The organism is Sphingopyxis selenitireducens (assembly GCF_051550705.1).
Classification (GTDB): domain Bacteria; phylum Pseudomonadota; class Alphaproteobacteria; order Sphingomonadales; family Sphingomonadaceae; genus Sphingopyxis.
Genome location: NZ_JBPULG010000001.1, coordinates 164940 through 184454 on the forward strand (window position 1 = coordinate 164940; position 19515 = coordinate 184454).

The window sequence follows — 19515 nt, forward strand, 5'->3', positions numbered from 1 at the left end:
CCTCTGCGGGAAAAACTCCCTTTGACCCGCCACCGCCAACACGTCCGTTATCCGGCATCGACAACATACATCTTGATACTATATATATAACCTATATAGTACCAATGATATCGAACGGGCAAAGGCCTCCGTCCGAACCGGAGACGAGACAATATGACGCCGAAGGTCGCGCTGGACGGAAAGCAGACGTTGATGGAGACGGAGGCCGGCGAGGCCAGCGCCGCGGTCGCGCGGATGCTGGATGCAAATCGCAAAGCCTTTGCGGCGATCGGCGCGCAGCTTCGCACCGCGCCGCCCGCCGCCGTCGTCACCTGCGCCCGCGGATCATCGGATCACGCCGCGACCTACGCCAAATATCTCATCGAAACGACGATAGGCACGCCGACCGCATCGGCGGCGCTGTCCGTGGCGTCGCTCTATGACGCGCCGGTCGTCACCGACGATCGGCTGTGCCTAGCGATTTCGCAATCGGGCAAAAGCCCCGACCTGCTCGCCGCGGTCGAGCATCAGCGCGCCGCCGGCGCCTTCGTCGTCGCGCTCGTCAATGCGGAGGACGCGCCGCTGTGTGCGCTCGCCGATGTGGTGATCACGCTTTCTGCCGGGACCGAACGCTCGGTCGCGGCGACCAAATCCTATATCGCCTCGCTCGCTGCGATCGCTGCGCTTGTATCTGCCTGGGCAGAAGATGCGGCGCTGGCCGACGCGCTGACCGCCCTGCCCGATGAACTCGAACGCGCTTTCGCGCTCGACTGGTCGTCCGCCATCGACGCCTATACGCACGCGACCAACCTGTTCGTCCTCGGCCGCGGGCTGGGATTGGCCGTCGCGCAGGAGGCCGCGCTCAAATTCAAGGAAACCTCCGCACTCCACGCCGAATGCTTCAGTTCGGCCGAAGTGCGCCACGGCCCGATGGCGATCGTCGGTGAGGCGTTCCCTGTTCTCGCCTTTGGCGGTTCCGATCGCGCCGGAACGAGCGTGCGCGATGTCGCCGCCGAATTTCGCGCGCGCGGAGCGGCCGTACTGCTTGCCGATCCCGACGCAACTGTCGCCGACTTGCCCGCGATCGCCGCGCATCCGGCCATCGAACCGCTGCTGATGATCCAGAGCTTTTACCGGATGGCGAATGCCCTGGCGCTTGCACGCGGATGCAACCCCGACTCGCCCCCCCACCTCAACAAGGTTACCGAGACGCTATGATCGTTCGATTCCAACATGGCGGGGTCGTCCTGCCGTCAGGCACCGTTACCGGTGCCGATCTGACCGTGGAAGCGGGCGTCGTCACGGCCGTCGCACCGGTTGGCTCGGGCCCTGTCGATGCAACTGTCGACCTGGCGGGCGGCTGGCTGCTTCCCGGCTTCATCGACACGCAGGTCAACGGCGGCGGCGGCGTGCTGTTCAACGACCAGACCGATGTCGCGGCGATCGCCCGGATCGGCGAAGCCCACGCCCGCTTCGGCACGACATCCTTCCTGCCGACGTTGATCAGCGACACCCCCGCCCAGATCGCGGCCGCACTCACCGCGGTCGATACCGCAATTGATCAGGGTGTCGCCGGCGTGGTCGGCATCCATATCGAAGGCCCCTTCATCAACGAGATCAAGCGAGGCATCCACGAAGCCCACCGCATCCGCCGCCTCGACGCCGACACGCTGGCGTTGCTCACCGCGCCCCGCCGCGGCCGGGTGATGCTGACGCTCGCCCCCGAATTTTGCGACGCAGAGGATGTTCGCACTCTCGTCCGTCACGGGGTGATCGTCAGCGCAGGGCACAGCGACGCGACTTATGACGAGGCGCAGCGCGCGATCGCCGCCGGACTTTCGGGCTTTACCCATTTGTTCAACGCCATGTCGCCACTGCATCACCGCAACCCGGGCGCGGTCGGGGCGGCTTTCGATTCGGACTGTTATTGCGGGCTGATCGTCGACGACGTCCATCTTCACCCCGCCGTCGTTCGCCTCGCCGTCAAGACGAAGGGCATCGAGCGCATCATGCTGGTCACCGATGCGATGCCGAGCGTCGGCACCGACGTCAGCGAATTCACGTTGCAGGGCAAACGCATCGCGGTGAAAGACGGCGTCTGTATTTTCGAGGATGGCACGCTCGCCGGGACCCATCTCGACATGGCGTCGGCTGTACGCAAGACGGCCGAAGCCACCGGGCTTTCGGTCGGCGATGTTGCCATGATGGCGAGCACAACGCCTGCCCGCTTCCTGTCGCTACATGCCAGCCATGGCAGCATTGCATCGGGACAACGCGCCGATTGGGTCTGGCTCGACGCCGAGTTGCAGCCTTGTGCGACGTGGATCGGCGGCGTGCCCGTTTCATCCTTTGTTCAAACCGCGCGATAAGCAAAATACAGAACCAAAAATAACAAAAATATATTGGGGGTAGGTCGATGAGCCTGATTGTCACGTCTCCGCTCAAGGGTTGGGTGGCGACACTGGATAGCGTTCCCGACCCGGTCTTCGCCGACCGGATGATGGGCGACGGGGTCGCGATCCAGCCGCTAGGCGATACGCTGGTCGCGCCGTTCGACGGCGAAGTGATCACCTTGCATGACGCCGGACATGCCATTGCGCTGCGCAGCGTCGAGGGCGCCGAGGTACTGATCCACATCGGCCTCGACACCGTTACGCTGAAAGGACAGGGTTTCACCCCGCTGGTCGCACTCGGTCAGATGGTATCGCGCGGCGATCCGCTGATCCGTTTCGACCTCGACGCGGTAGCCCTCGCGGCGACCAGCCTGATCACCCCGGTCATCGTCACCAACTCCGAAGCCTTCGCGATCAGCCGCCGCACGACCGATCGCGCAATCGGCGCATGCGAGGCGCTGATGACACTGACCCCCGTGACGCAGGAAGCCCGCCGCCGGTCGGACGACGGCACGGTTATCGAACAGGCGCTGAAGCTGTCGCTCCCGCACGGCATCCATGCGCGCCCCGCCGCGCGCATCGGCGAAACCGCGCGCGGCTTCGAGGCCGATATCCATCTGGTCAAAGGCGAAAAACGCGGCGACGCGCGCAGCACCGTCGCGCTGATCGCGCTCGGCACCAGCTTTGGTGACGAAATCATCGTTCAGGCGCGCGGCGGCGATGCCGAAGCGGCGCTGGCCGCTATCGTCGCGTTGCTCGGGACCGACATGGGCGAAGGCGCCCCCGCCGCGAAACCCGTTCCCATCGACGCGATCACCGCGACGGCGCTGAAGCCCGGCCAGATCGGCGGCGTCATCGCCTCCCCCGGCCTCGCAATGGGCCCGGCAGCGCGGCTTAGTCAGACGGCGATTGCCGTCGCGCGCGAGGGCAAGGGCGCGGCCGAAGAGCGCATCGCGCTGATCGCCGCGCGCGCGGACCTGCGCGATCATATCGCGGCGCGCAGCGCGGCAGCCGACGGCAACGTCGCGGCGGTGATGCAGGCGCATCTCGCGCTGATCGACGACCCCGAACTGCTCAACGCCTCCGAACACCGCATCGCGGCGGGACATAGCGCCGGCTTCGCCTGGCGCGGCGCCATTCACGACCAGATCGCCGCGATCCGTGCGACGGGCAATGCCCATCTGATCGAGCGCGTCGACGATCTGGTCGATATTGAACGGCAATTGCTGTCGATCCTTACCGGCACCCCGCTCGACGCCGGCAATATTCCGCCTGGCGCGATCATCGTTGCCGACGATCTGTTGCCGTCGCAGCTCGTCGCGCTCGCCGCCGGCCGGCCGGCGGGTGTCGCGCTCGTTCGCGGCGGACCGACCTCGCACGTGGCGATCCTGTGCGCCGGAATGGGGCTGCCCGCGCTGGTCGCGATGGGCGACGCGCTGGACGCGATCGCCGATGGCACACCGCTGTTGCTCGATGCCGAGGCAGCGCATCTCACCCCGTCGCCCACGCTGACCGAAACCGAGGCTTTTGCCGCGCGCATCGCTCGGCGCGATGCGCGGCGTGAGGCAGCACAGGCCGCTGCGGCCGAAGCCTGCCACACCGCCGACGGCACGCGCATCGAAATCTTCGCCAATCTGGGCAGCGCCGACGAAGCCAGCGCGGCCGCCGCACAGGGCGCCGAGGGATCGGGCCTCGTCCGCAGCGAATTTCTGTTTCTGGGTCGCGCCGATGCGCCGTTGGAGGATGAACAGGTCGCAGCCTATCAGGCGATCGCCGACGCGTTGCCCGGCAAGCCCGTCATCATCCGCCTGCTCGACATTGGCGGCGACAAGCCCGCCGCCTATATCCCCATTGATGCGGAGGAAAATCCAGCACTCGGCCAGCGTGGCATCCGCGTTGCGCTCGCACATCCCGACCTTCTGGAAACGCAGCTCCGCGCGATCCTGCGCGTCGAACCGGTCGGCCAGTGCAAGATCATGATCCCCATGATCGCGAGCATCGCCGAATTGCGACAGGTACGGGCAGTCGTCGACCGCCTGCGCGGCGAAATGGGGATATTAACCCCGGTCGAAGTGGGCGTGATGGTCGAAACTCCGGCGGCGGCGATGACCGCCGACCTGCTCGCGGTCGAGGCCGATTTCCTGTCGATCGGCACCAACGATCTCACCCAATATGTGCTCGCGATGGACCGCGGCAATCCGGCGGTCGCAGCCGGGGTCGATGCGATGCATCCCGCAGTCCTGCGCATGATCGGCGAGACATGCCGCCTCGCCAACGCACGCGGCCGCTGGGTCGGTGTGTGCGGCGGGCTCGCCTCCGACCCCGCCGCGCTGCCGATTCTTATCGGCCTTGGCGCCAGTGAATTGTCGGCCGTCCCGAGCTTCGTCGCCGAGGCGAAGCAGATTGTACGCGGCCTGACGTTAATCGAAGCACGCGCGCATGCCGAGCTTGCCCTGCAATGCAAATCGGCGGCGGAAGTTCGTGCGCTCGCCCGCGCATTCGAGGAGCGTTTTAGGGAGATGGGGCGATGAGAAAAATTCTGGAAACCCTCCAGCCGCTCGGCCGCGCTTTGATGCTGCCGATCGCGGTGCTGCCCATCGCCGGGCTGTTGCTGCGCATCGGCCAGCCCGACCTGCTCGACATTGCCTTCATCACCGCCGCCGGCGCCGCGATTTTCGACAATCTCGGGATATTGTTCGCGATCGGTGTCGCCGTGGGCTTTGCGCGCGACGGCAATGGCGCGGCAGCGCTCGCCGGCGTGGTATGCTATTTCGTCACGACAAATGGCGCGCAGACCTTCATGATGCCTCCCCCCGACATCGGTGCCGGCCTTCCCGAGGCGGCGGCGGCGCTCACGGCAAAAAACTGGGCGGTGAGACTCATCGACCGGCTGGAGGTGCCCGTCGGGATCTTGTCCGGCCTGATCGGCGGCCATTTCTACAACCGCTTTGCGACCATCACGCTGCCCGAATATCTTGCCTTCTTCGGTGGTCGCCGCTTCGTCCCGATCGCCAGCGGCGTCGCCGGGCTGGTGCTCGCGGCACTCGTCGGCTACAGCTATGCGCATGTCAGCGGCGCCATCGACACCGCGAGCCGCGTCGTCGTCGAATCGGGCGAAATCGGCCTCTTCGTCTATGGCGCGCTCAACCGCTTGCTGATCGTCACCGGTCTGCACCATATCATCAACAATGCCGCCTGGTTCGTCGTCGGCGACTTTGAAGGCGCAACGGGCGACCTGCGCCGCTTCTTTGCCGGCGACCCCGATGCCGGCGCCTTCATGTCGGGCTTTTTCCCGGTGATGATGTTCGGCCTGCCCGCCGCCTGCCTCGCCATGTATCACGAGGCGCGCCCCGAGCGGCGCAAGGCGGTCGGCGGGATGCTTTTCAGCCTCGCCTTCACCAGCTTCCTCACCGGGGTGACCGAACCGATCGAGTTCACCTTCATGTTCGTCGCGCCCTTGCTCTATGCGATCCACGCGCTGCTGACCGGCGCGTCGATGGCGCTGATGCACGCGCTGGATATCAAGCTGGGCTTCGGTTTCTCGGCTGGCCTGTTCGACTATGTGCTGAACTTCAGCCTCGCGACGCGGCCGTGGCTGCTGCTGCCGATCGGCGCGGTTTATGCGGGGCTCTATTATGGTCTGTTCCGCTTTTTCATCCGCCGCTTCGATCTCGCGACACCCGGGCGCGAAAAGGGCGATGTTGCCGAAGTCACGGTCGCGTCTGCAGGCAGCCCGCGCGGCGACGCCTTTGTCACGGCCCTCGGCGGAGCATCGAACCTGATCAGCGTCGATGCCTGCACCACCCGGCTGCGCCTGATCGTCACCGATCAGGAGGCTGTGGACGATAGCGCGCTGTCGGTGCTGGGCGCGCGCGGCATCATCCGGCCATCAGCCAATGCGGCGCAGGTCGTACTCGGCCCGATCGCCGATCTGGTGGCCGAAGAAATTCGTGGCGCGCTGGCAAGCGGGGGCATCGCGGCGCCCCTAGTGACGCCCCCCGGGCGGACTACGGAGGCGGACAGCGCTACCCTGCCCGCCGACGTTCGCGCCGCGCTCGGCGGCGACGGCAATGTCCGCGCGGTCCACGCGCTGCATGGGCGGTTCCGCGTCGAACTGGCCGATACGAGCCGGATCGACGAAACCCTACTCGCGCGGCTGACACGCGGCATCGCCCGTCCGCAGCCGGGCATCGTCCATATCCTTCAGGATTAAGGCGTCAGCGCTCGCCGGAGCCGGAGCAGTTCCGCGCCCAGCGCCGCGATTTCCCCGGCGTTGCGCGATTCGGTGAAAACCGACGCCGAGAGGCCAAAGCCCGGCCGGATTTCAGCGAGCGCGACTGCGACCGTCGAAATGCCGCGATGGGCGAAACCCTGGTCGATCGCATAGCCCACCTGCCCGGCGTGCCGCACCTGATCGGCATAGTCGGCGAAGGACAAATCGGCCTGCCAGCGCACGGCGGCATAGCGGCGCGCCAATTCGGCGTCGTCGATCGCCTGCGCCGCGGCCAGCGCGCGCCCCACCGCGCCGCCGCCCAGCGGCTGGCGCTGGGCCTCGGCGAGTCGCAGCCGCATCCCCGCGTTGCTCTCGGCATGCGCGATGAGTTGCAGGCGATCGCGCGAGGCGACCTTCCACAGCCCGACGGCGGCGTCCGATGCTTCGGCCAGTTGCACCATCACGGGGAGCGCGCGGTCGACCAGCGCCTGCGCCCCGCCGTCGCGCAGCGCCTCGACCGAGGCCCAGGCAGGGCTCAGCCGATACAGTTTCGTCCGCGCATCGCGCTCGGCGGCGCCTTCGTCGACCAATGTTTTCAGCAGGTTGAGGCAGCTCGATGGGCTGAGCCCCACCGATCGCCCCACGTCCGACAGCGACAATGGGCGCGATTCCGCGAGGAGCCGCAATATGGCGAAGGCTTGCGAAACCGAGCGGACCGGACCGGACATGCCCGTTCATTAGTTTTCATCACGATGAAATTCAATTCCCAATGTTGAAATCATGCGACGCGCCGTCTATCGCGCTATGCAGAGGAATCGGACGGGAGAAGACGGCATGGGCAACAGCCTGGACGGTAAAATCGTAGCGATCACTGGCGCCGGGCGCGGGATCGGACGCGAACTGGCGCTGCACTGCGCCAGCGAAGGCGCCGCGGTCGTGGTCAATGATCCGGGTGTTGCACAGGCTGGCGACGGCGGCGACGCCTCTCCGGCGCAAACCACGGTCGACGATATCGTCGCCGCTGGCGGCAAGGCGATCGCCAATTTCGCCGATGTCGCCGATCCCAAAGAAGCCGCCAGCATCATCGAGGATGCGGTCGCGAAGTTCGGCCGCATCGACGCGGTGGTCAACAACGCCGGCATCCTGCGCGACACCATCTGGCACAAGATGAGTTACGAGGACTGGAAGAGCGTCATCGAGGTCAATCTGACCGGCGTCTTCAACGTGTCGAAGGCCGCGACGCCTTATTTCCGCGAGCAACAATCGGGCAGCTTCATCCACTTCACCTCGACCAGCGGCCTGATAGGCAACATCGGACAGGCGAATTATTCGGCGGCCAAGCTGGGTGTCGTGGCATTGTCGCAGTCGATCGCGCTCGACATGGCTCGCGTCGGCGTCCGGTCGAACTGCATCGCCCCCTTCGCATGGAGCCGGATGACCTCGTCGATCCCCGCCGAGACGCCCGATCAGCAACAGCGCGTCGCGCGGATGCAGGAAATGTCGGCCGACAAGATCGCGCCGCTCGTCGCCTATCTCGCCTCCGACCTGTCGAGCGATGTGACAAACCAGATTTTCAGCGTGCGCAAGAATGAGATCATGCTGTTCTCCAAACCGCGCCCCATCCGTTCGATGACCAAGGTCGAGGGCTGGACCGCGCAAGCGATCGCCGACGAACTCATCCCCGCTTTCCGCCCCAGCTTCGCGCGCGCCGACGAGGTTTCGGCGCACGTCTTCCCCTATGATCCGATCTGAGGAACCCAGCATGAGCAATGCGAACCCCGGCATGGACGCCGATGTCTTCGAACAGTTTATCGAGCAACTCCAACGCTATGTCCGCGACCGGCTGATCCCGGCCGAAAAGAGCATCATCGAGACCGACGAAATTCCCGCCGACATCCTGTCCGAAATGCGCGACATGGGCCTGTTCGGGCTGACGATGCCCGAGGAATTTGGCGGCGCGGGGATGAATGTCAGCCAGTATGTCCGCACCATCCACACGCTGAGCTATGCGATGCCGGCGTTCCGTTCGATCATCTCGATCAACATCGGCATGTTCTGTTCGGCGCTGAAAAATGGCGGCACCGAAGCGCAAAAGGCCGAATGGCTGCCGCGCGTCGCTGCGGGCGAGATCGCGGCCTTTGGCCTCACCGAACCCGGATCGGGATCGGACTCGGCCGGGCTGCAAACCAGCGCGGTACAGACCGACAATGGGTGGGTGCTCAATGGCACCAAACGCTACATCACCAATGCCCCCTTCGCGAAGGTCGCGCTAATCATGGCGCGGACGAGCAAGGAGAATCTGCCGAAAAACGCGCATGTATCGGCCTTCATCGTCCCGATGGATGCTCCCGGCATATCGACGGGCAAGTCGGACAAGAAAATGGGCCAGTCGGGCAGCCACATCTCCGACATCATCCTCGAGGATGTGCGCGTCGGCGGCGAAGCTCTGCTCGGGGGCGAGGTCGGCAAGGGCTTCGCCTTTGCGATGATGAGCCTCGACAACGGCCGCATGTCGGTCGGCGCCGCTGCGACCGCCTACGCCCGCCGCGCACTCGACAGCGCGGTTCGCTATGCGACCGAACGCAAGGCGTTCGGCGAACCGATCGCCAATTTCCAGCTGATCCAGCAGATGCTCGCGCAGAGCGAAATCGACATTTATGCCGCCGAGTGCATGATGGAGGATGTCACCCGCCGCGCCGATGCCGGCGAGAATGTCCTGCTCAAGGCCGCAGCGTTCAAGGTCTTCGCATCCGAAATGTGCGGCCGCGTCGTCGATGCGTGCGTACAGGTCTATGGCGGCGCGGGCTATCTTGCCGAATATGACGCCGAACGCTTCTTCCGCGATGCGCGCATCTATCGCATCTATGAAGGCACGACGCAGATCCTCCAGCTCCAGATCGCCAAGCATATGCTGCGCGAATTCCACGCGAGCGCCTGAATGTACAATCTGCTCTCCGGCCTGTCGGTGATCGAGGCGTCGTCCTTCGTCGCCTCGCCCACCGCCGGGCTGTATTGCGCGCAAATGGGAGCGGAGGTGATCCGCGTCGACCAGATCGGCGGCGGCCCCGATTTTCGCCGTTGGCCGGTGACCGCGAACAATGACTCGCTCTATTGGGAAAATCTCAACCGCGCGAAAAAATCGGTCGCGCTCGACCTCGGCCGTCCCGAGGGGCGCGAGCTGTTGCAGGAACTGGTGCGCGCGACAGGGCAGTTTATCACCAATTTCCCCGTCGGCGGCTTCCTGTCGCACGAAACGCTCGCCGAGGGCCGCGACGACCTGATCACCGTCCGCGTCATGGGCTGGGCCGATGGTTCGCCTGCGCTCGATTACACCGTCAACAACATGGTCGGCTATCCGATGCTCACCGGCGCGGGCCCCGAACCGGTCAACCATGTCCTGCCGTCATGGGATTTGCTCTCGGGCGCCTATGCTTCCTTTGCCCTGCTCGCGGCGATCCAGCGGCGCAGCGCAACCGGCGAAGGCGGCGAGGTTCGCATCCCGCTGTCCGACGTCGCGATCGGGACGGTCGCCAATCTGGGCGGCATCGCCGAAACCCTCTATTCCGGCGAAAACCGCCCGCGCCTTGGCAATGCGGTTTATGGCCTGTTCGGGCGCGATTTCGTGACCGGTGACGGGCAGCGCACGATGATCGTCGTCGTCACCCCGCGCCAATGGGCGAACCTCATCGCCGCGCTCGACCTCGGCGACGCCATTGCAGCAATCGAGATCGAGCGGGGCGTGTCTTTCGCCAAAGACGATGGCCTCCGCTTCAACCATCGCGACGCGCTCTATCCGCTGTTCGAGCACGCGATCGCCTCGCGCCCCCATGCCGACCTTGCCGCCGCCTTCGATGCCGGCGGAATCGTCCATTCGGCGTATCGCACGATGCTCGACGCGGTAAACGATCCGGCGCTGGTCGCCGACAATCCGGTCTTCGGCGCAGCTGAAAACCCGAGCGGCTTTGCCTATCCCGCGGCGGGCGCCTTTTCGACCATTCCGCAGATGGAGCGGGAGGCGCCCCGCCCCGCCCCGCGGAACGGCCAGCATAGCGAGGAAGTCCTCGCCACCCGCCTTTCGCTTTCCTCGGGCGAGATTGCCCGCCTGATCGATGCCGGCATTGTCGGCGTTGCATAACATCGCCTCCCCCCTCCCTCGGAATAAACGCAACCAATCCATCGAACGACTAGTCCAAACCGGAGACCCGAAATGACCCTGCGCCGCGCCGCCATCGTCGCCCCCATCCGCACCGCCGTCGGCAAGTTCGGGGGCAGCCTCTCGTCCTTGACCGCCGGCGACCTTGGCGCCGTGATCCTGAAGGCGCTGATCGAGCGCACCAAGGTCGATCCAGGCCGCGTTGACGATGTCGTCTTCAGTCAGGGTTACGGCAATGGCGAGGCGCCATGCATCGGCCACTGGTCATGGCTCGCCGCAGGCCTGCCGCTCGAGGTTCCGGGCTATCAGCTCGACCGCCGCTGCGGGTCGGGGCTGCAGGCGATCGCCAACGCCGCGATGATGGTCCAGACGGGCATGTCCGATGTCGTCGTCGCAGGCGGGGTCGAATCGATGTCGAACGTCGAACATTACAGCACCGACATCCGCAAGGGCGTGCGCGCGGGCAATCTGACGCTCCACGACCGGCTGACGCGCGGCCGCGTGATGTCGCAGCCGGTCGAGCGTTTCGGCGTCATCACCGGGATGATCGAAACCGCCGAAAATCTCGCGAAGGATTATGGCATCAGCCGCGAGGCTGCCGACGCCTATGCGGTACGCAGCCATCAGCGCGCCGCCGCGGCATGGGACAAAGGGCTGTTCGCCGACGAACTGGTCCCGGTATCCGTTCCGCAGAAAAAAGGCGATCCGGTCATCTTCGCGCAGGATGAGGGCTATCGCGCCGACGCAACCATGGAAACGCTCGGCAAGCTCCGTCCGCTCGAAGGCGGCGTTGTCACTGCCGGAAATGCGAGCCAGCAAAATGACGCTGCAGCGGCATGCCTTGTCGTTGCCGAGGACAAGCTCGACGAACTCGGCCTCGAACCCATTGCCTGGTTTCACAGCTGGGCCGCGGCAGGCTGCGACCCCAGCCGCATGGGGATCGGTCCCGTCCCCGCCGTCGAACGCCTGTTCGCGCGCAATGGCCTCGGCTGGAACGACATCGATCTGGTCGAACTCAACGAAGCCTTTGCACCGCAGGTGCTCGCAGTGCTCAAGGGCTGGGGCTGGTCGGACGACGACAGCCGTAACGAGATTTTGAACGTCAACGGATCGGGCATTTCGCTCGGCCATCCGATCGGAGCGACGGGCGGCCGTATCCTCGCCAACCTCACCCGCGAACTCGTCCGCCGCGACGGCCGCTATGGCCTCGAAACCATGTGCATTGGCGGCGGTCAGGGCATCGCGGCGATCTTCGAGCGCGCCGTCTGAGCATGGCCGATCTGCGCCCCGCTCTCGCCGCCGCGCAAACCTATCGTGCGGCAGCGCAAGCTGCGCTTGCCGAACGGCTGGCGTCGCGGGCGATCGACAGCGAGCAGCGCGCGGCGCATGGTTTTGCGTGGGTCGCGACGACCGTCGCCGCGCTCGAAGCGACCCTTGACTGGTTCGAGTCCGGCCAGGACTCGAACCCGCTCGACGCCAAGATCGCTACCCTCGCTTTTGCCGAAGGTATTGGCCAGCTCGTCGGCGGCCTGCCGATGGGGCAGAATGAGATGTTCCGTCCGGCCGACCTTGGCATCGGCGCAGCGGCGCGAACTCTTGCGAATGCCTGCGCCGACTTGCTCGACGCCGACCATGCCGCCACCCGCGCCGATCTCGCCGCTGCGCTGGCGGCGGGGCATTGGCCGAGCGAGACGCTCCACGACGCCGACCTCGACACCATCCGGGATCAGTATCGCCGCTTCACCGACGCGGAGATTATTCCGAACGCGCACCGCTGGCACCTCGCCAATGATCTGATCCCCGATGCGACCGTGACGGCGATGGCCGACCTCGGCACCTTTGGCGTCTGCATTCCCGAAGAGTTTGGCGGGCTCGGGCTCGGCAAGCTGGTGATGTGCATCGTCACCGAGGAATTGTCGCGCGGCTGGATCGGCACCGGGTCGCTCGGCACCCGCTCGGAAATCGCGGGTGAGCTGATCGGCATGGGCGGCACCGACGCGCAGAAGCGCCAATGGCTGCCCCGGATCGCCAGCGGCGAAGTCCTGCCAACCGCAGTGTTCACCGAACCCGATGTAGGATCCGACCTCGGATCGCTGCAGACGCGCGCCCGGCAAGATGCAAGCGGTGACTGGGTGATCGACGGCGCAAAAAACTGGATCACCCACGCCGCGCGGTCCGACCTGATGACCCTGCTCACCCGCACCCTGCCCGACGCCAAGGGCTATGCCGGGCTGTCGATGCTGCTCGTCCCCAAACCGCGCGGGACCGAGGACACACCCTTCCCCGCCGACGGGATGACGGGCAGCGAGATCGAAGTGCTCGGCTATCGCGGGATGCGCGAATATGCGCTGCAATTCGACGCGATGCGCGCACCCGCCGACGCCCTGCTCGGCGGCGAAGAGGGACAGGGTTTCAAGCAATTGATGCGCACCTTCGAAGGCGCGCGCATCCAGACTGCCGCGCGCGCGGTCGGGGTTGCACGCCGCGCGCTCGAACTCGGGCTCGACTATGCGATGAACCGCAAGCAATTCGGTAAGGCTATCGTCCATTTCCCGCGCGTCGCCGACAAGCTCGCGATGAGCCTCGTCGATTTCGTCACGGCACGTGAATTGAGCTACGCCGCCGCGCGCGCCAAGGACAGCGGCAAACGCTGTGATATCGAGGCTGGAATGGCAAAGCTGCTCGGCGCACGCGCCGCCTGGTCGAACGCCGACGCCAGCCTGCAAATCCACGGCGGCAACGGCTATGCACTGGAATATGAAATCAGCCGTATCCTGTGCGACGCGCGCATCCTCAACATCTTCGAGGGTGCGGCCGAGATACAGGCGCAGGTGATCGCGCGCGGGCTAGTCGGAGGACGCAATTGATGAGCGAGTGGGACGCATGGATCGGCCGCGAAGATATCCGCCGCGACCGGGTAAGCGCCGAACGAACGGCGCGCTGGCTCGCAACGCTCGATCGCGAGGCGGTAGTGGACGGCAGTGTTCCGCAGGGCCTTCACTGGTGCCTCTGCACCCCCGATGCGCCGACGGCCACATTGGGCGCCGACGGCCACCCGCGGCGCGCGGATAGTCCCGACAGCTGGATGCCGCCAATCGCGCTGCCGCGCCGCATGTGGGCGGCAAGCAAGGTTGAATTTCTCGTCCCCCTCACCCTTGACGCATCGGTCGAACGGCGGTCGGCTATTCGCTCGATCACCGCCAAACAGGGCAGATCGGGGCCCTTGATCTTCGTCGAAGTCGAACATGAAATCCGCGCCGACGGCGAACTGGCGGTGCGCGAGACGCAATCCATCGTGTTTCGCGACGGGGCTCCCTCAGGCGCCCCGCCATCCCCGCCGCCGCCCGGCGAGGGCCGCTTCGATCCCGGCGAGTGGGACGCTCACCGCCTGCTGGTTCCCGACGAAGCGCTGTTGTTCCGCTACTCGGCACTGACCTTCAACAGCCACCGCATCCACTATGACCTGCCCTACGCGACGCGCGAAGAGGGCTATCGCGGCCTCGTCGTCCACGGCCCGCTCACTGCGACACTTCTGCTCGATCTTGCCCGGCGGCAGTTCGGCGACAATGCGCTGACCTCTTTTACCTTTCGCGGCCTCTCCCCCGCTATCTGCGGAGAAGAGCTGCATCTTGCTCTGCGCGGTGATGGTGCGTCGGTCGAATTGGGTGCGTTTGCCGCCGATGGCCGGCCGGTCATGTCGGCAGCCGCCCGACGCAGCGCGGCCTAAAATTCGATAGCGATCTTCACATTGGCGGGCACGACCCCAGCCAATGTCGCAATCTGTTCGCGACTGGCCTCGATCAGCGTGCGCATTTGCTCGACGCGGTCCCCCGAAACGGCGTCATCGGCAGGATGCGCCACCGGATCACCGATCACCAACTCGCGCTCCGAAATGCCGAAGGCCTCGGCCAGCGCGAGCAGGTTGCTGCGCCGCGGGACCGTCTTTCCGGTTTCCCATGCCCAGATACTGGGCGTGCTCAAGCCGGTTTGCGTCGAAAGCGCCGCGCGGCTGAGGCCCCGTTCCTGCCGCAACCGGTGCAAACGCTGCGGCAACATTTCATAGGGGTCGACTCCGCCCGCCGGATCGACGTCGTTCGGTAACGGATTGCGCAGCTGTGCGGCGCTGAGTATCGCCCGCGACAGCGGTTGATCGAAACGACAGCCGGCAAGCGCCTGGCTGCGCCAGACGACAGCGGCGGCCAGGTCGGGCGCCTCGGGCAGCGCGACCAAAATCCTCTGCCCGATCGTCAGATCCGAGACGGTTTCGATCAGCATGCCGGTGGCCGACAGATTGTGGATCACCACCGCCGTTCCCTCGCCGTCGTCGAGCGAGCCTTCCGTCTCGATCCGCATGCGGACACGGGAGGCTCCCCGCTGGTTTTCCGAGGCTTGCTGGTGTTCGATCGTCGCGTGAATGGGCATGGCTATGGCGTATGCGCCGACATGGGTTGTCGAAAGGTAAAGAATGTCTGAAACATACCCAGACGATGCGGCGCCCGCGCCGTAACAACAAGGCGGCGGTACAGAGCGCCCGATGAGCCGTGCGTCGCGCGCGATGAGCATGCCCGCGCGGCGGGTCAGAAGGTCCGCGACTCCGTGGTCGGGGTTGCCCTAGCCGGCATGCCCCGATGCCACGCCGCCAAGCTCTCCGCGTGCCTGACGGAACACCTCGATGCTGCCCCATATGGCGAGCCCCGCCATGATCGCCGCGACCAGCAAATCGGGCCATCCCTGCCCCGTCCCGAACACGCCGAGCGCGGCACCCATCACCGCGATGTTGCCGATCGCGTCGTTGCGCGAGCAAATCCACACCGAACGCATATTCGCATCGCCGGTGCGATAGCGATAGAGCATCAGCGCGACCGCAACGTTGGCCGCGAGCGCCAGCGCGCCGATCAGTCCCATGGTCTCGGCATGCGGCGCTGTTCCGCTGAAGAAGCCCCACGCCGCCGAACCGAACACCCACAGGCCAAAGGCAAGCATCGTCACGGCCTTCAGAAGCGCGGCGCGCGCGCGCCATGCGAGCGCCATGCCGGCAACCCCCAGGCTGATCGCATAATTGGCGCTGTCACCCAGAAAATCGAGCGCGTCGGCCTGAAGCGCGCGCGAGTCCGCGGCGACGCCGGCGACGATCTCGATGCCGAACATCGCGGCGTTGATCAGCAGTGCGATCCACAGGATCCGCCGCCAGCGCGGATCGTTCAGCGCGGTCTTGCCGCTGGCCCCTGCGCAACAACTATCGGCCATCGCCGTATCTCCTGCTTCCTCGCTCCGGCTTTTGCAGGAAAAGCCGTCTTGGTTCCTTGATTCGGCACCCTATATGCACCCTGTATCAACTACAGGGTCAAGCGATGAAAATTGGCGAGCTGTCACGTGCTACCGGCACCAATATCGAAACGATCCGCTATTATGAGCGGATTGGCCTGCTTCCCGCGCCATCGCGCACCGCGGCCAATTATCGCAGCTATGGCGACGCCCATCGCGCGCGGCTCGCCTTTGTACGCCATTCGCGCGATCTGGGCTTCACGATCGAGGAAATCCGCTCGTTGCTCGATTTGTCGGACCATCCCGAACGCGACTGCGCCGACGCCGATCGCATCGCGACCCGCCATCTGCAGCAGGTTGAGGAAAAGATCGCACAACTAACCCTGCTGCGCGAGGAACTGACCCGGATCGTCGGTCGCTGCCGCGGCGGCATCGCGGCCGACTGCCGGGTGATCGAAGCGCTGGGGGACCATGCTCAATGCGGGAGCGCGCATTAGAATATTCCGCCCCCTCGGCGAAGCGGCGATATGAACCGCTCTGCAGGGCAAGGCATATCGACCTCGGCCTTGAAAGAGGCGAAGATCGAACGCTCAAAATCCGGAATTTCGGGAAAGGTGGGACGATTCTGTTGCCCGGCTCGTCCCCAGCCGCTGGTTTCCGATTCTGTTGCCCGGTTCGGTCCGAACCGCGTTCTATTTGAATAACCTTCGGCCGTGAGGCCTAACGGTTACGCAGCCAGAGCGAGTGCTTCGTTATCGTTAGCACCTATTGGTTTTGAGCCTTGAACGGGTTACTCAGCCCGGAAGAAAACATCGTCTTTGAACACACGTCGATCCTGGTTCGGCCCCGTCAGAAACCCGCACGTCCCAAAGGGAAAATACGGGTTTGTGGTGGAGCCGCCGGGTACTGCCCCCGGGTCCGCTGTGTCTATTCCACGACACCATTTATCCTCATAGTCGGCCGAAACCGACCCCACCCATATAGGGTGCCCGGCCGCGCTTGGGAAGAGCGCGGCCGGGCATTTTGTCACAGAACCGAAACTACTTCTTGCGCAGCTCGTCGCGAATTTCGGCAAGCAGATCGACTTCGGTCGGACCGGCGGGCGCATCCGGCGCCTTGCGGACAACCTTGTTCACCGTGCGCACGAGCAGGAAGATGATCCACGCGAGGATCAGGAAATTGATCACCGCGGTGATGAACGCGCCATAGCCGATCATCGCCACCCCGGCCTTTTTCAGCGCCGCGTAATCGGTTGCCGCGATCCCGTCGGGAACATTGCCGAGCAGGATGAACATGCTCGAGAAATCGACCCCGCCAAAGATCCAACCGACCAGCGGCATGATCAGATCCTCGGTCAGCGAGCCGGTGATTGTTGCAAAAGCGCCGCCGATGATGACACCGACCGCGAGGTCGATGACATTGCCGCGCGCGATAAATTCCCTGAACTCGCCCAGCATTTGATGTTCCCCATATGGTTGATCTATGTGTCAAAAATGCCTCGCCGATTGCGCAAAGGCAAGCGCCATCCTATTATGTGTATTGTTGCGGCAAAACGCCGCCGGAGGGAGACCTACGACCATGACCTATCGTTCCGCCCGCTGGATGATCCTGCCCGTCGCCGCGATGAGCCTGTCGGCCTGCGGCATCAACAGCGTTCCGACCAAGGAAGAGGCTGCCAAGGCCAAGTGGGCCAATGTCGAAGCCGCCTATCAGCGCCGCGCCGACCTGATCCCCAATCTGGTCGAAACCGCCAAGGGCGCCGCCAACATCGAACAATCGACGCTGCAAGGCGTGATTCAGGCGCGCGCTTCGGCGACGCAGGTCAAACTGTCGACCAGCGACCTCGACGACCCTGCCAAGGTTCAGGCGTTCCAACAGGCGCAGGGCCAGGTGTCCGGCGCGCTCGGCCGTCTGCTCGCGACCGTCGAAGCCTATCCCGACCTCAAGAGTCAGGCGCGCTTCGCCGACCTGATGACCCAGCTCGAGGGCACCGAAAACCGCATCAACGTGTCGGTCCAGGATTATAACGCAGCGGTGCAGGATTATAACACGACCATCCGCACCTTCCCCGACATCATCGGGGCCAAGATCGTCCATGGCGCGCAGCCGATGACGCCGTACAAGGCCATCACGCCGAACGCCAATGTCGCGCCGAAGGTCGATTTCGGTCAGTAAAATGCGGCTCGCTGTTCTTGCAGGCCCGCTCGCGATCCTGATGATCGTGGGCGGCTGCAAGGCGGCCGCACAAGCGGAATCAGGCGCTTGCGCCGGTGTGCCGCAAATGGCGCTCAAAGGCCGGGTGACCGACGTGGCGGGCATTCTGACGGCGGAGGAAGAAGCGCAATTGTCGGAACGACTGGCCCGGTATGAGCAGCGCACGAGCCATCAGATGGTCATTGCGACAGCACCCAGCCTCAACGGCGCGAGCATCGACAATTTCGGTACATGCCTTGGCAATCGCTGGGGTATTGGCCGAAAGGGGCATGATGACGGCATTGTCATCCTCGTCGCACCAAACGACCGGCAGATGAGAATTGCGACCGGAAGCGGAATGGAAAAGACACTGACCGACGACAAGGCGCTCGCCGTGATCCACCAGATGTCCCCCCACTTCAAGGCGGGCGACTACGCCGCTGGCCTTACCACCGGCATCGATGCCATCGCCGCCCAAACAGGAGATACGCAATGAGGTCGATTATGCTCGGCTGGGCGCTCGGCCTGTCGCTTCTGGCCATGCCCGCCGCCGCACAAAGCTTCCCCAAGCTGACCGGCCGCGTCGTCGATCAGGCGGACATCATTCCGCCCGCCGAGGAAGCCGCGCTCAATGCGCAGCTCGAACAGCTGGAAACGACGACGGGGCATCAGCTGGTCGTCGCGACAGTCAATGACCTCGCGGGCAATGATATTGCCGATTATGGCTATAAGCTCGGCCGCGAATGGAAGATCGGCGATGCCGAAAAGGACGATGGCGTCGTCTTTCTGATCGCTCCTAACGAGCGGCGGATGAATATTTCGGTCGGCCTTGGCCTCGAACCGATCCTCACCGATGCCTTGTCGGGGCGGATCATCCGCGACACGGTGACCCCCTTGTTCAAGGCGGGCGACATGCCCGCCGGCATTCAGGCGGGCGTCACCGCGATCGCGGAGCAGATCCAGCTGCCGCCCGAGGAGGCCGCAGCGCGCGCAGCCGCTGCAGCATCGCAGGAACGCGACCGCGCCGACGACGGCAATTTCGGCGGACTGTTCTTTGTCGGCTTCATCATCTTTTTCTTCTTCGTCCTGCCGATGCTGTCGAGCCTCGGGCGGCGCGGCAAGCGGCGCAAACACAGCCCGTGGGGTGCGCCGATCATCATCTGGGGCGGCGACGACTGGGGCGGCGGCAGCGGCGGCGGATCGTCCTGGGGCGGTGGCGGATCGAGTTGGGGTGGCGGAGGCGGCGGCTTCGGCGGCTTTTCGGGCGGCGGCGGCGGCTTCGGGGGCGGCGGCGCCTCCGGCGGCTGGTAGGAGCAGAA

At 65.1% G+C, this 19515-nt stretch carries 18 protein-coding genes and 1 other RNA gene; 14 read left to right on the plus strand and 5 right to left on the minus strand.

The annotated features are described in order from the left end of the window. Positions 1–153 precede the first annotated feature (153 nt). From ACSYDV_RS00705 to nagE, 4 genes are read left to right on the plus strand one after another with little or no spacing between them, the layout of a single operon-like run. Positions 154–1197, plus strand: coding sequence for an SIS domain-containing protein (locus ACSYDV_RS00705; protein WP_438321823.1), 1044 nt, complete (start codon positions 154–156; stop codon positions 1195–1197). Further along, positions 1194–2348 (plus strand): N-acetylglucosamine-6-phosphate deacetylase, encoded by a 1155-nt coding sequence (nagA, locus tag ACSYDV_RS00710; protein ID WP_438321824.1) that lies wholly within the window; start codon positions 1194–1196, stop codon positions 2346–2348. Before ACSYDV_RS00705 ends, nagA begins: the two co-directional genes overlap by 4 nt. 47 nt (positions 2349–2395) lie before the next feature. Further along, positions 2396–4903: a phosphoenolpyruvate--protein phosphotransferase gene (gene ptsP / locus ACSYDV_RS00715; RefSeq protein WP_438321825.1), complete on the plus strand. Its 2508-nt coding sequence runs from the start codon at positions 2396–2398 to the stop codon at positions 4901–4903. After that, on the plus strand, positions 4900–6585 hold the full coding sequence (gene nagE / locus ACSYDV_RS00720) for an N-acetylglucosamine-specific PTS transporter subunit IIBC (RefSeq protein ID WP_438321826.1): 1686 nt from the start codon (positions 4900–4902) through the stop codon (positions 6583–6585). The genes ptsP and nagE overlap by 4 nt, the downstream gene beginning before the upstream one ends. Here nagE and ACSYDV_RS00725 read toward each other — a convergent pair. Beyond that, the gene (locus tag ACSYDV_RS00725; protein ID WP_438321827.1) at positions 6582–7313 is read right to left on the minus strand and encodes an IclR family transcriptional regulator; all 732 of its coding nucleotides are present in this window, start codon (positions 7311–7313) and stop codon (positions 6582–6584) included. The genes nagE and ACSYDV_RS00725 overlap by 4 nt on opposite strands. Positions 7314–7419: 106 nt before the next feature. Between ACSYDV_RS00725 and ACSYDV_RS00730 the strand changes: the two genes are divergently transcribed. From ACSYDV_RS00730 to ACSYDV_RS00755, 6 genes are all read left to right on the plus strand, one after another. Beyond that, a complete protein-coding gene (locus ACSYDV_RS00730; RefSeq protein ID WP_438321828.1) occupies positions 7420–8337 on the plus strand; it encodes an SDR family NAD(P)-dependent oxidoreductase in 918 nt (305 codons plus the stop codon). A gap of 10 nt (positions 8338–8347) precedes the next feature. Next, a complete protein-coding gene (locus ACSYDV_RS00735) occupies positions 8348–9523 on the plus strand; it encodes an acyl-CoA dehydrogenase family protein (RefSeq protein WP_438321829.1) in 1176 nt (391 codons plus the stop codon). Continuing rightward, positions 9524–10720: a CoA transferase gene (locus tag ACSYDV_RS00740; protein ID WP_438321830.1), complete on the plus strand. Its 1197-nt coding sequence runs from the start codon at positions 9524–9526 to the stop codon at positions 10718–10720. It begins immediately after the preceding gene. Positions 10721–10792: 72 nt separating this feature from the next. Continuing rightward, positions 10793–12007: an acetyl-CoA C-acetyltransferase gene (locus tag ACSYDV_RS00745; RefSeq protein WP_438321831.1), complete on the plus strand. Its 1215-nt coding sequence runs from the start codon at positions 10793–10795 to the stop codon at positions 12005–12007. A 2-nt stretch (positions 12008–12009) separates the two neighbouring features. Continuing rightward, positions 12010–13605: an acyl-CoA dehydrogenase family protein gene (locus ACSYDV_RS00750; protein WP_438321832.1), complete on the plus strand. Its 1596-nt coding sequence runs from the start codon at positions 12010–12012 to the stop codon at positions 13603–13605. Continuing rightward, on the plus strand, positions 13605–14465 hold the full coding sequence (locus ACSYDV_RS00755) for an HTD2 family dehydratase (RefSeq protein ID WP_438321833.1): 861 nt from the start codon (positions 13605–13607) through the stop codon (positions 14463–14465). Before ACSYDV_RS00750 ends, ACSYDV_RS00755 begins: the two co-directional genes overlap by 1 nt. Here ACSYDV_RS00755 and ACSYDV_RS00760 read toward each other — a convergent pair. Further along, positions 14462–15301, minus strand: coding sequence for a helix-turn-helix domain-containing protein (locus tag ACSYDV_RS00760; protein WP_438321834.1), 840 nt, complete (start codon positions 15299–15301; stop codon positions 14462–14464). The genes ACSYDV_RS00755 and ACSYDV_RS00760 overlap by 4 nt on opposite strands. A 48-nt stretch (positions 15302–15349) precedes the next feature. Continuing rightward, on the minus strand, positions 15350–15985 hold the full coding sequence (locus ACSYDV_RS00765) for a cation efflux transmembrane domain-containing protein (protein ID WP_438321835.1): 636 nt from the start codon (positions 15983–15985) through the stop codon (positions 15350–15352). 104 nt (positions 15986–16089) lie between these two features. Between ACSYDV_RS00765 and ACSYDV_RS00770 the strand changes: the two genes are divergently transcribed. Further along, positions 16090–16500, plus strand: coding sequence for a MerR family transcriptional regulator (locus ACSYDV_RS00770; protein WP_438321836.1), 411 nt, complete (start codon positions 16090–16092; stop codon positions 16498–16500). A gap of 155 nt (positions 16501–16655) precedes the next feature. Here the strand turns inward: ACSYDV_RS00770 and ssrA are convergent. Next, positions 16656–17013: a transfer-messenger RNA gene (gene ssrA, locus ACSYDV_RS00775) on the minus strand. Between the two features lie 30 nt (positions 17014–17043). Next, positions 17044–17460 (minus strand): large conductance mechanosensitive channel protein MscL, encoded by a 417-nt coding sequence (gene mscL / locus ACSYDV_RS00780; protein WP_438321837.1) that lies wholly within the window; start codon positions 17458–17460, stop codon positions 17044–17046. A 121-nt stretch (positions 17461–17581) separates the two neighbouring features. On the opposite strand from mscL, the gene ACSYDV_RS00785 reads away from it, so the two are divergent. Genes ACSYDV_RS00785 through ACSYDV_RS00795 form a run of 3 tightly spaced genes read left to right on the plus strand, consistent with a single transcriptional unit; the run spans position 17582 to position 19507 of the window. Beyond that, positions 17582–18178, plus strand: a complete 597-nt coding sequence (locus ACSYDV_RS00785) for a LemA family protein (RefSeq protein ID WP_438321838.1) — start codon at positions 17582–17584, stop codon at positions 18176–18178. A gap of 40 nt (positions 18179–18218) precedes the next feature. After that, entirely contained in the window at positions 18219–18692 is a 474-nt protein-coding gene (locus ACSYDV_RS00790) for a TPM domain-containing protein (RefSeq protein ID WP_438321839.1), read from the plus strand. After that, positions 18689–19507: a TPM domain-containing protein gene (locus ACSYDV_RS00795; RefSeq protein WP_438321840.1), complete on the plus strand. Its 819-nt coding sequence runs from the start codon at positions 18689–18691 to the stop codon at positions 19505–19507. Before ACSYDV_RS00790 ends, ACSYDV_RS00795 begins: the two co-directional genes overlap by 4 nt. Positions 19508–19515: the final 8 nt, after the last annotated feature.

Coding starts and splice junctions, on each gene's coding strand:
- ACSYDV_RS00705 (WP_438321823.1), top strand. CDS start 154: ATGACGCCGAAGGTCGCGCTGGACGGAAAGCAGACGTTGATGGAGACG.
- nagA (WP_438321824.1), top strand. CDS start 1,194: ATGATCGTTCGATTCCAACATGGCGGGGTCGTCCTGCCGTCAGGCACC.
- ptsP (WP_438321825.1), top strand. CDS start 2,396: ATGAGCCTGATTGTCACGTCTCCGCTCAAGGGTTGGGTGGCGACACTG.
- nagE (WP_438321826.1), top strand. CDS start 4,900: ATGAGAAAAATTCTGGAAACCCTCCAGCCGCTCGGCCGCGCTTTGATG.
- ACSYDV_RS00725 (WP_438321827.1), bottom strand. CDS start 7,313: ATGTCCGGTCCGGTCCGCTCGGTTTCGCAAGCCTTCGCCATATTGCGG.
- ACSYDV_RS00730 (WP_438321828.1), top strand. CDS start 7,420: ATGGGCAACAGCCTGGACGGTAAAATCGTAGCGATCACTGGCGCCGGG.
- ACSYDV_RS00735 (WP_438321829.1), top strand. CDS start 8,348: ATGAGCAATGCGAACCCCGGCATGGACGCCGATGTCTTCGAACAGTTT.
- ACSYDV_RS00740 (WP_438321830.1), top strand. CDS start 9,524: ATGTACAATCTGCTCTCCGGCCTGTCGGTGATCGAGGCGTCGTCCTTC.
- ACSYDV_RS00745 (WP_438321831.1), top strand. CDS start 10,793: ATGACCCTGCGCCGCGCCGCCATCGTCGCCCCCATCCGCACCGCCGTC.
- ACSYDV_RS00750 (WP_438321832.1), top strand. CDS start 12,010: ATGGCCGATCTGCGCCCCGCTCTCGCCGCCGCGCAAACCTATCGTGCG.
- ACSYDV_RS00755 (WP_438321833.1), top strand. CDS start 13,605: ATGAGCGAGTGGGACGCATGGATCGGCCGCGAAGATATCCGCCGCGAC.
- ACSYDV_RS00760 (WP_438321834.1), bottom strand. CDS start 15,301: ATGCTCATCGCGCGCGACGCACGGCTCATCGGGCGCTCTGTACCGCCG.
- ACSYDV_RS00765 (WP_438321835.1), bottom strand. CDS start 15,985: ATGGCCGATAGTTGTTGCGCAGGGGCCAGCGGCAAGACCGCGCTGAAC.
- ACSYDV_RS00770 (WP_438321836.1), top strand. CDS start 16,090: ATGAAAATTGGCGAGCTGTCACGTGCTACCGGCACCAATATCGAAACG.
- mscL (WP_438321837.1), bottom strand. CDS start 17,460: ATGCTGGGCGAGTTCAGGGAATTTATCGCGCGCGGCAATGTCATCGAC.
- ACSYDV_RS00785 (WP_438321838.1), top strand. CDS start 17,582: ATGACCTATCGTTCCGCCCGCTGGATGATCCTGCCCGTCGCCGCGATG.
- ACSYDV_RS00790 (WP_438321839.1), top strand. CDS start 18,219: ATGATCGTGGGCGGCTGCAAGGCGGCCGCACAAGCGGAATCAGGCGCT.
- ACSYDV_RS00795 (WP_438321840.1), top strand. CDS start 18,689: ATGAGGTCGATTATGCTCGGCTGGGCGCTCGGCCTGTCGCTTCTGGCC.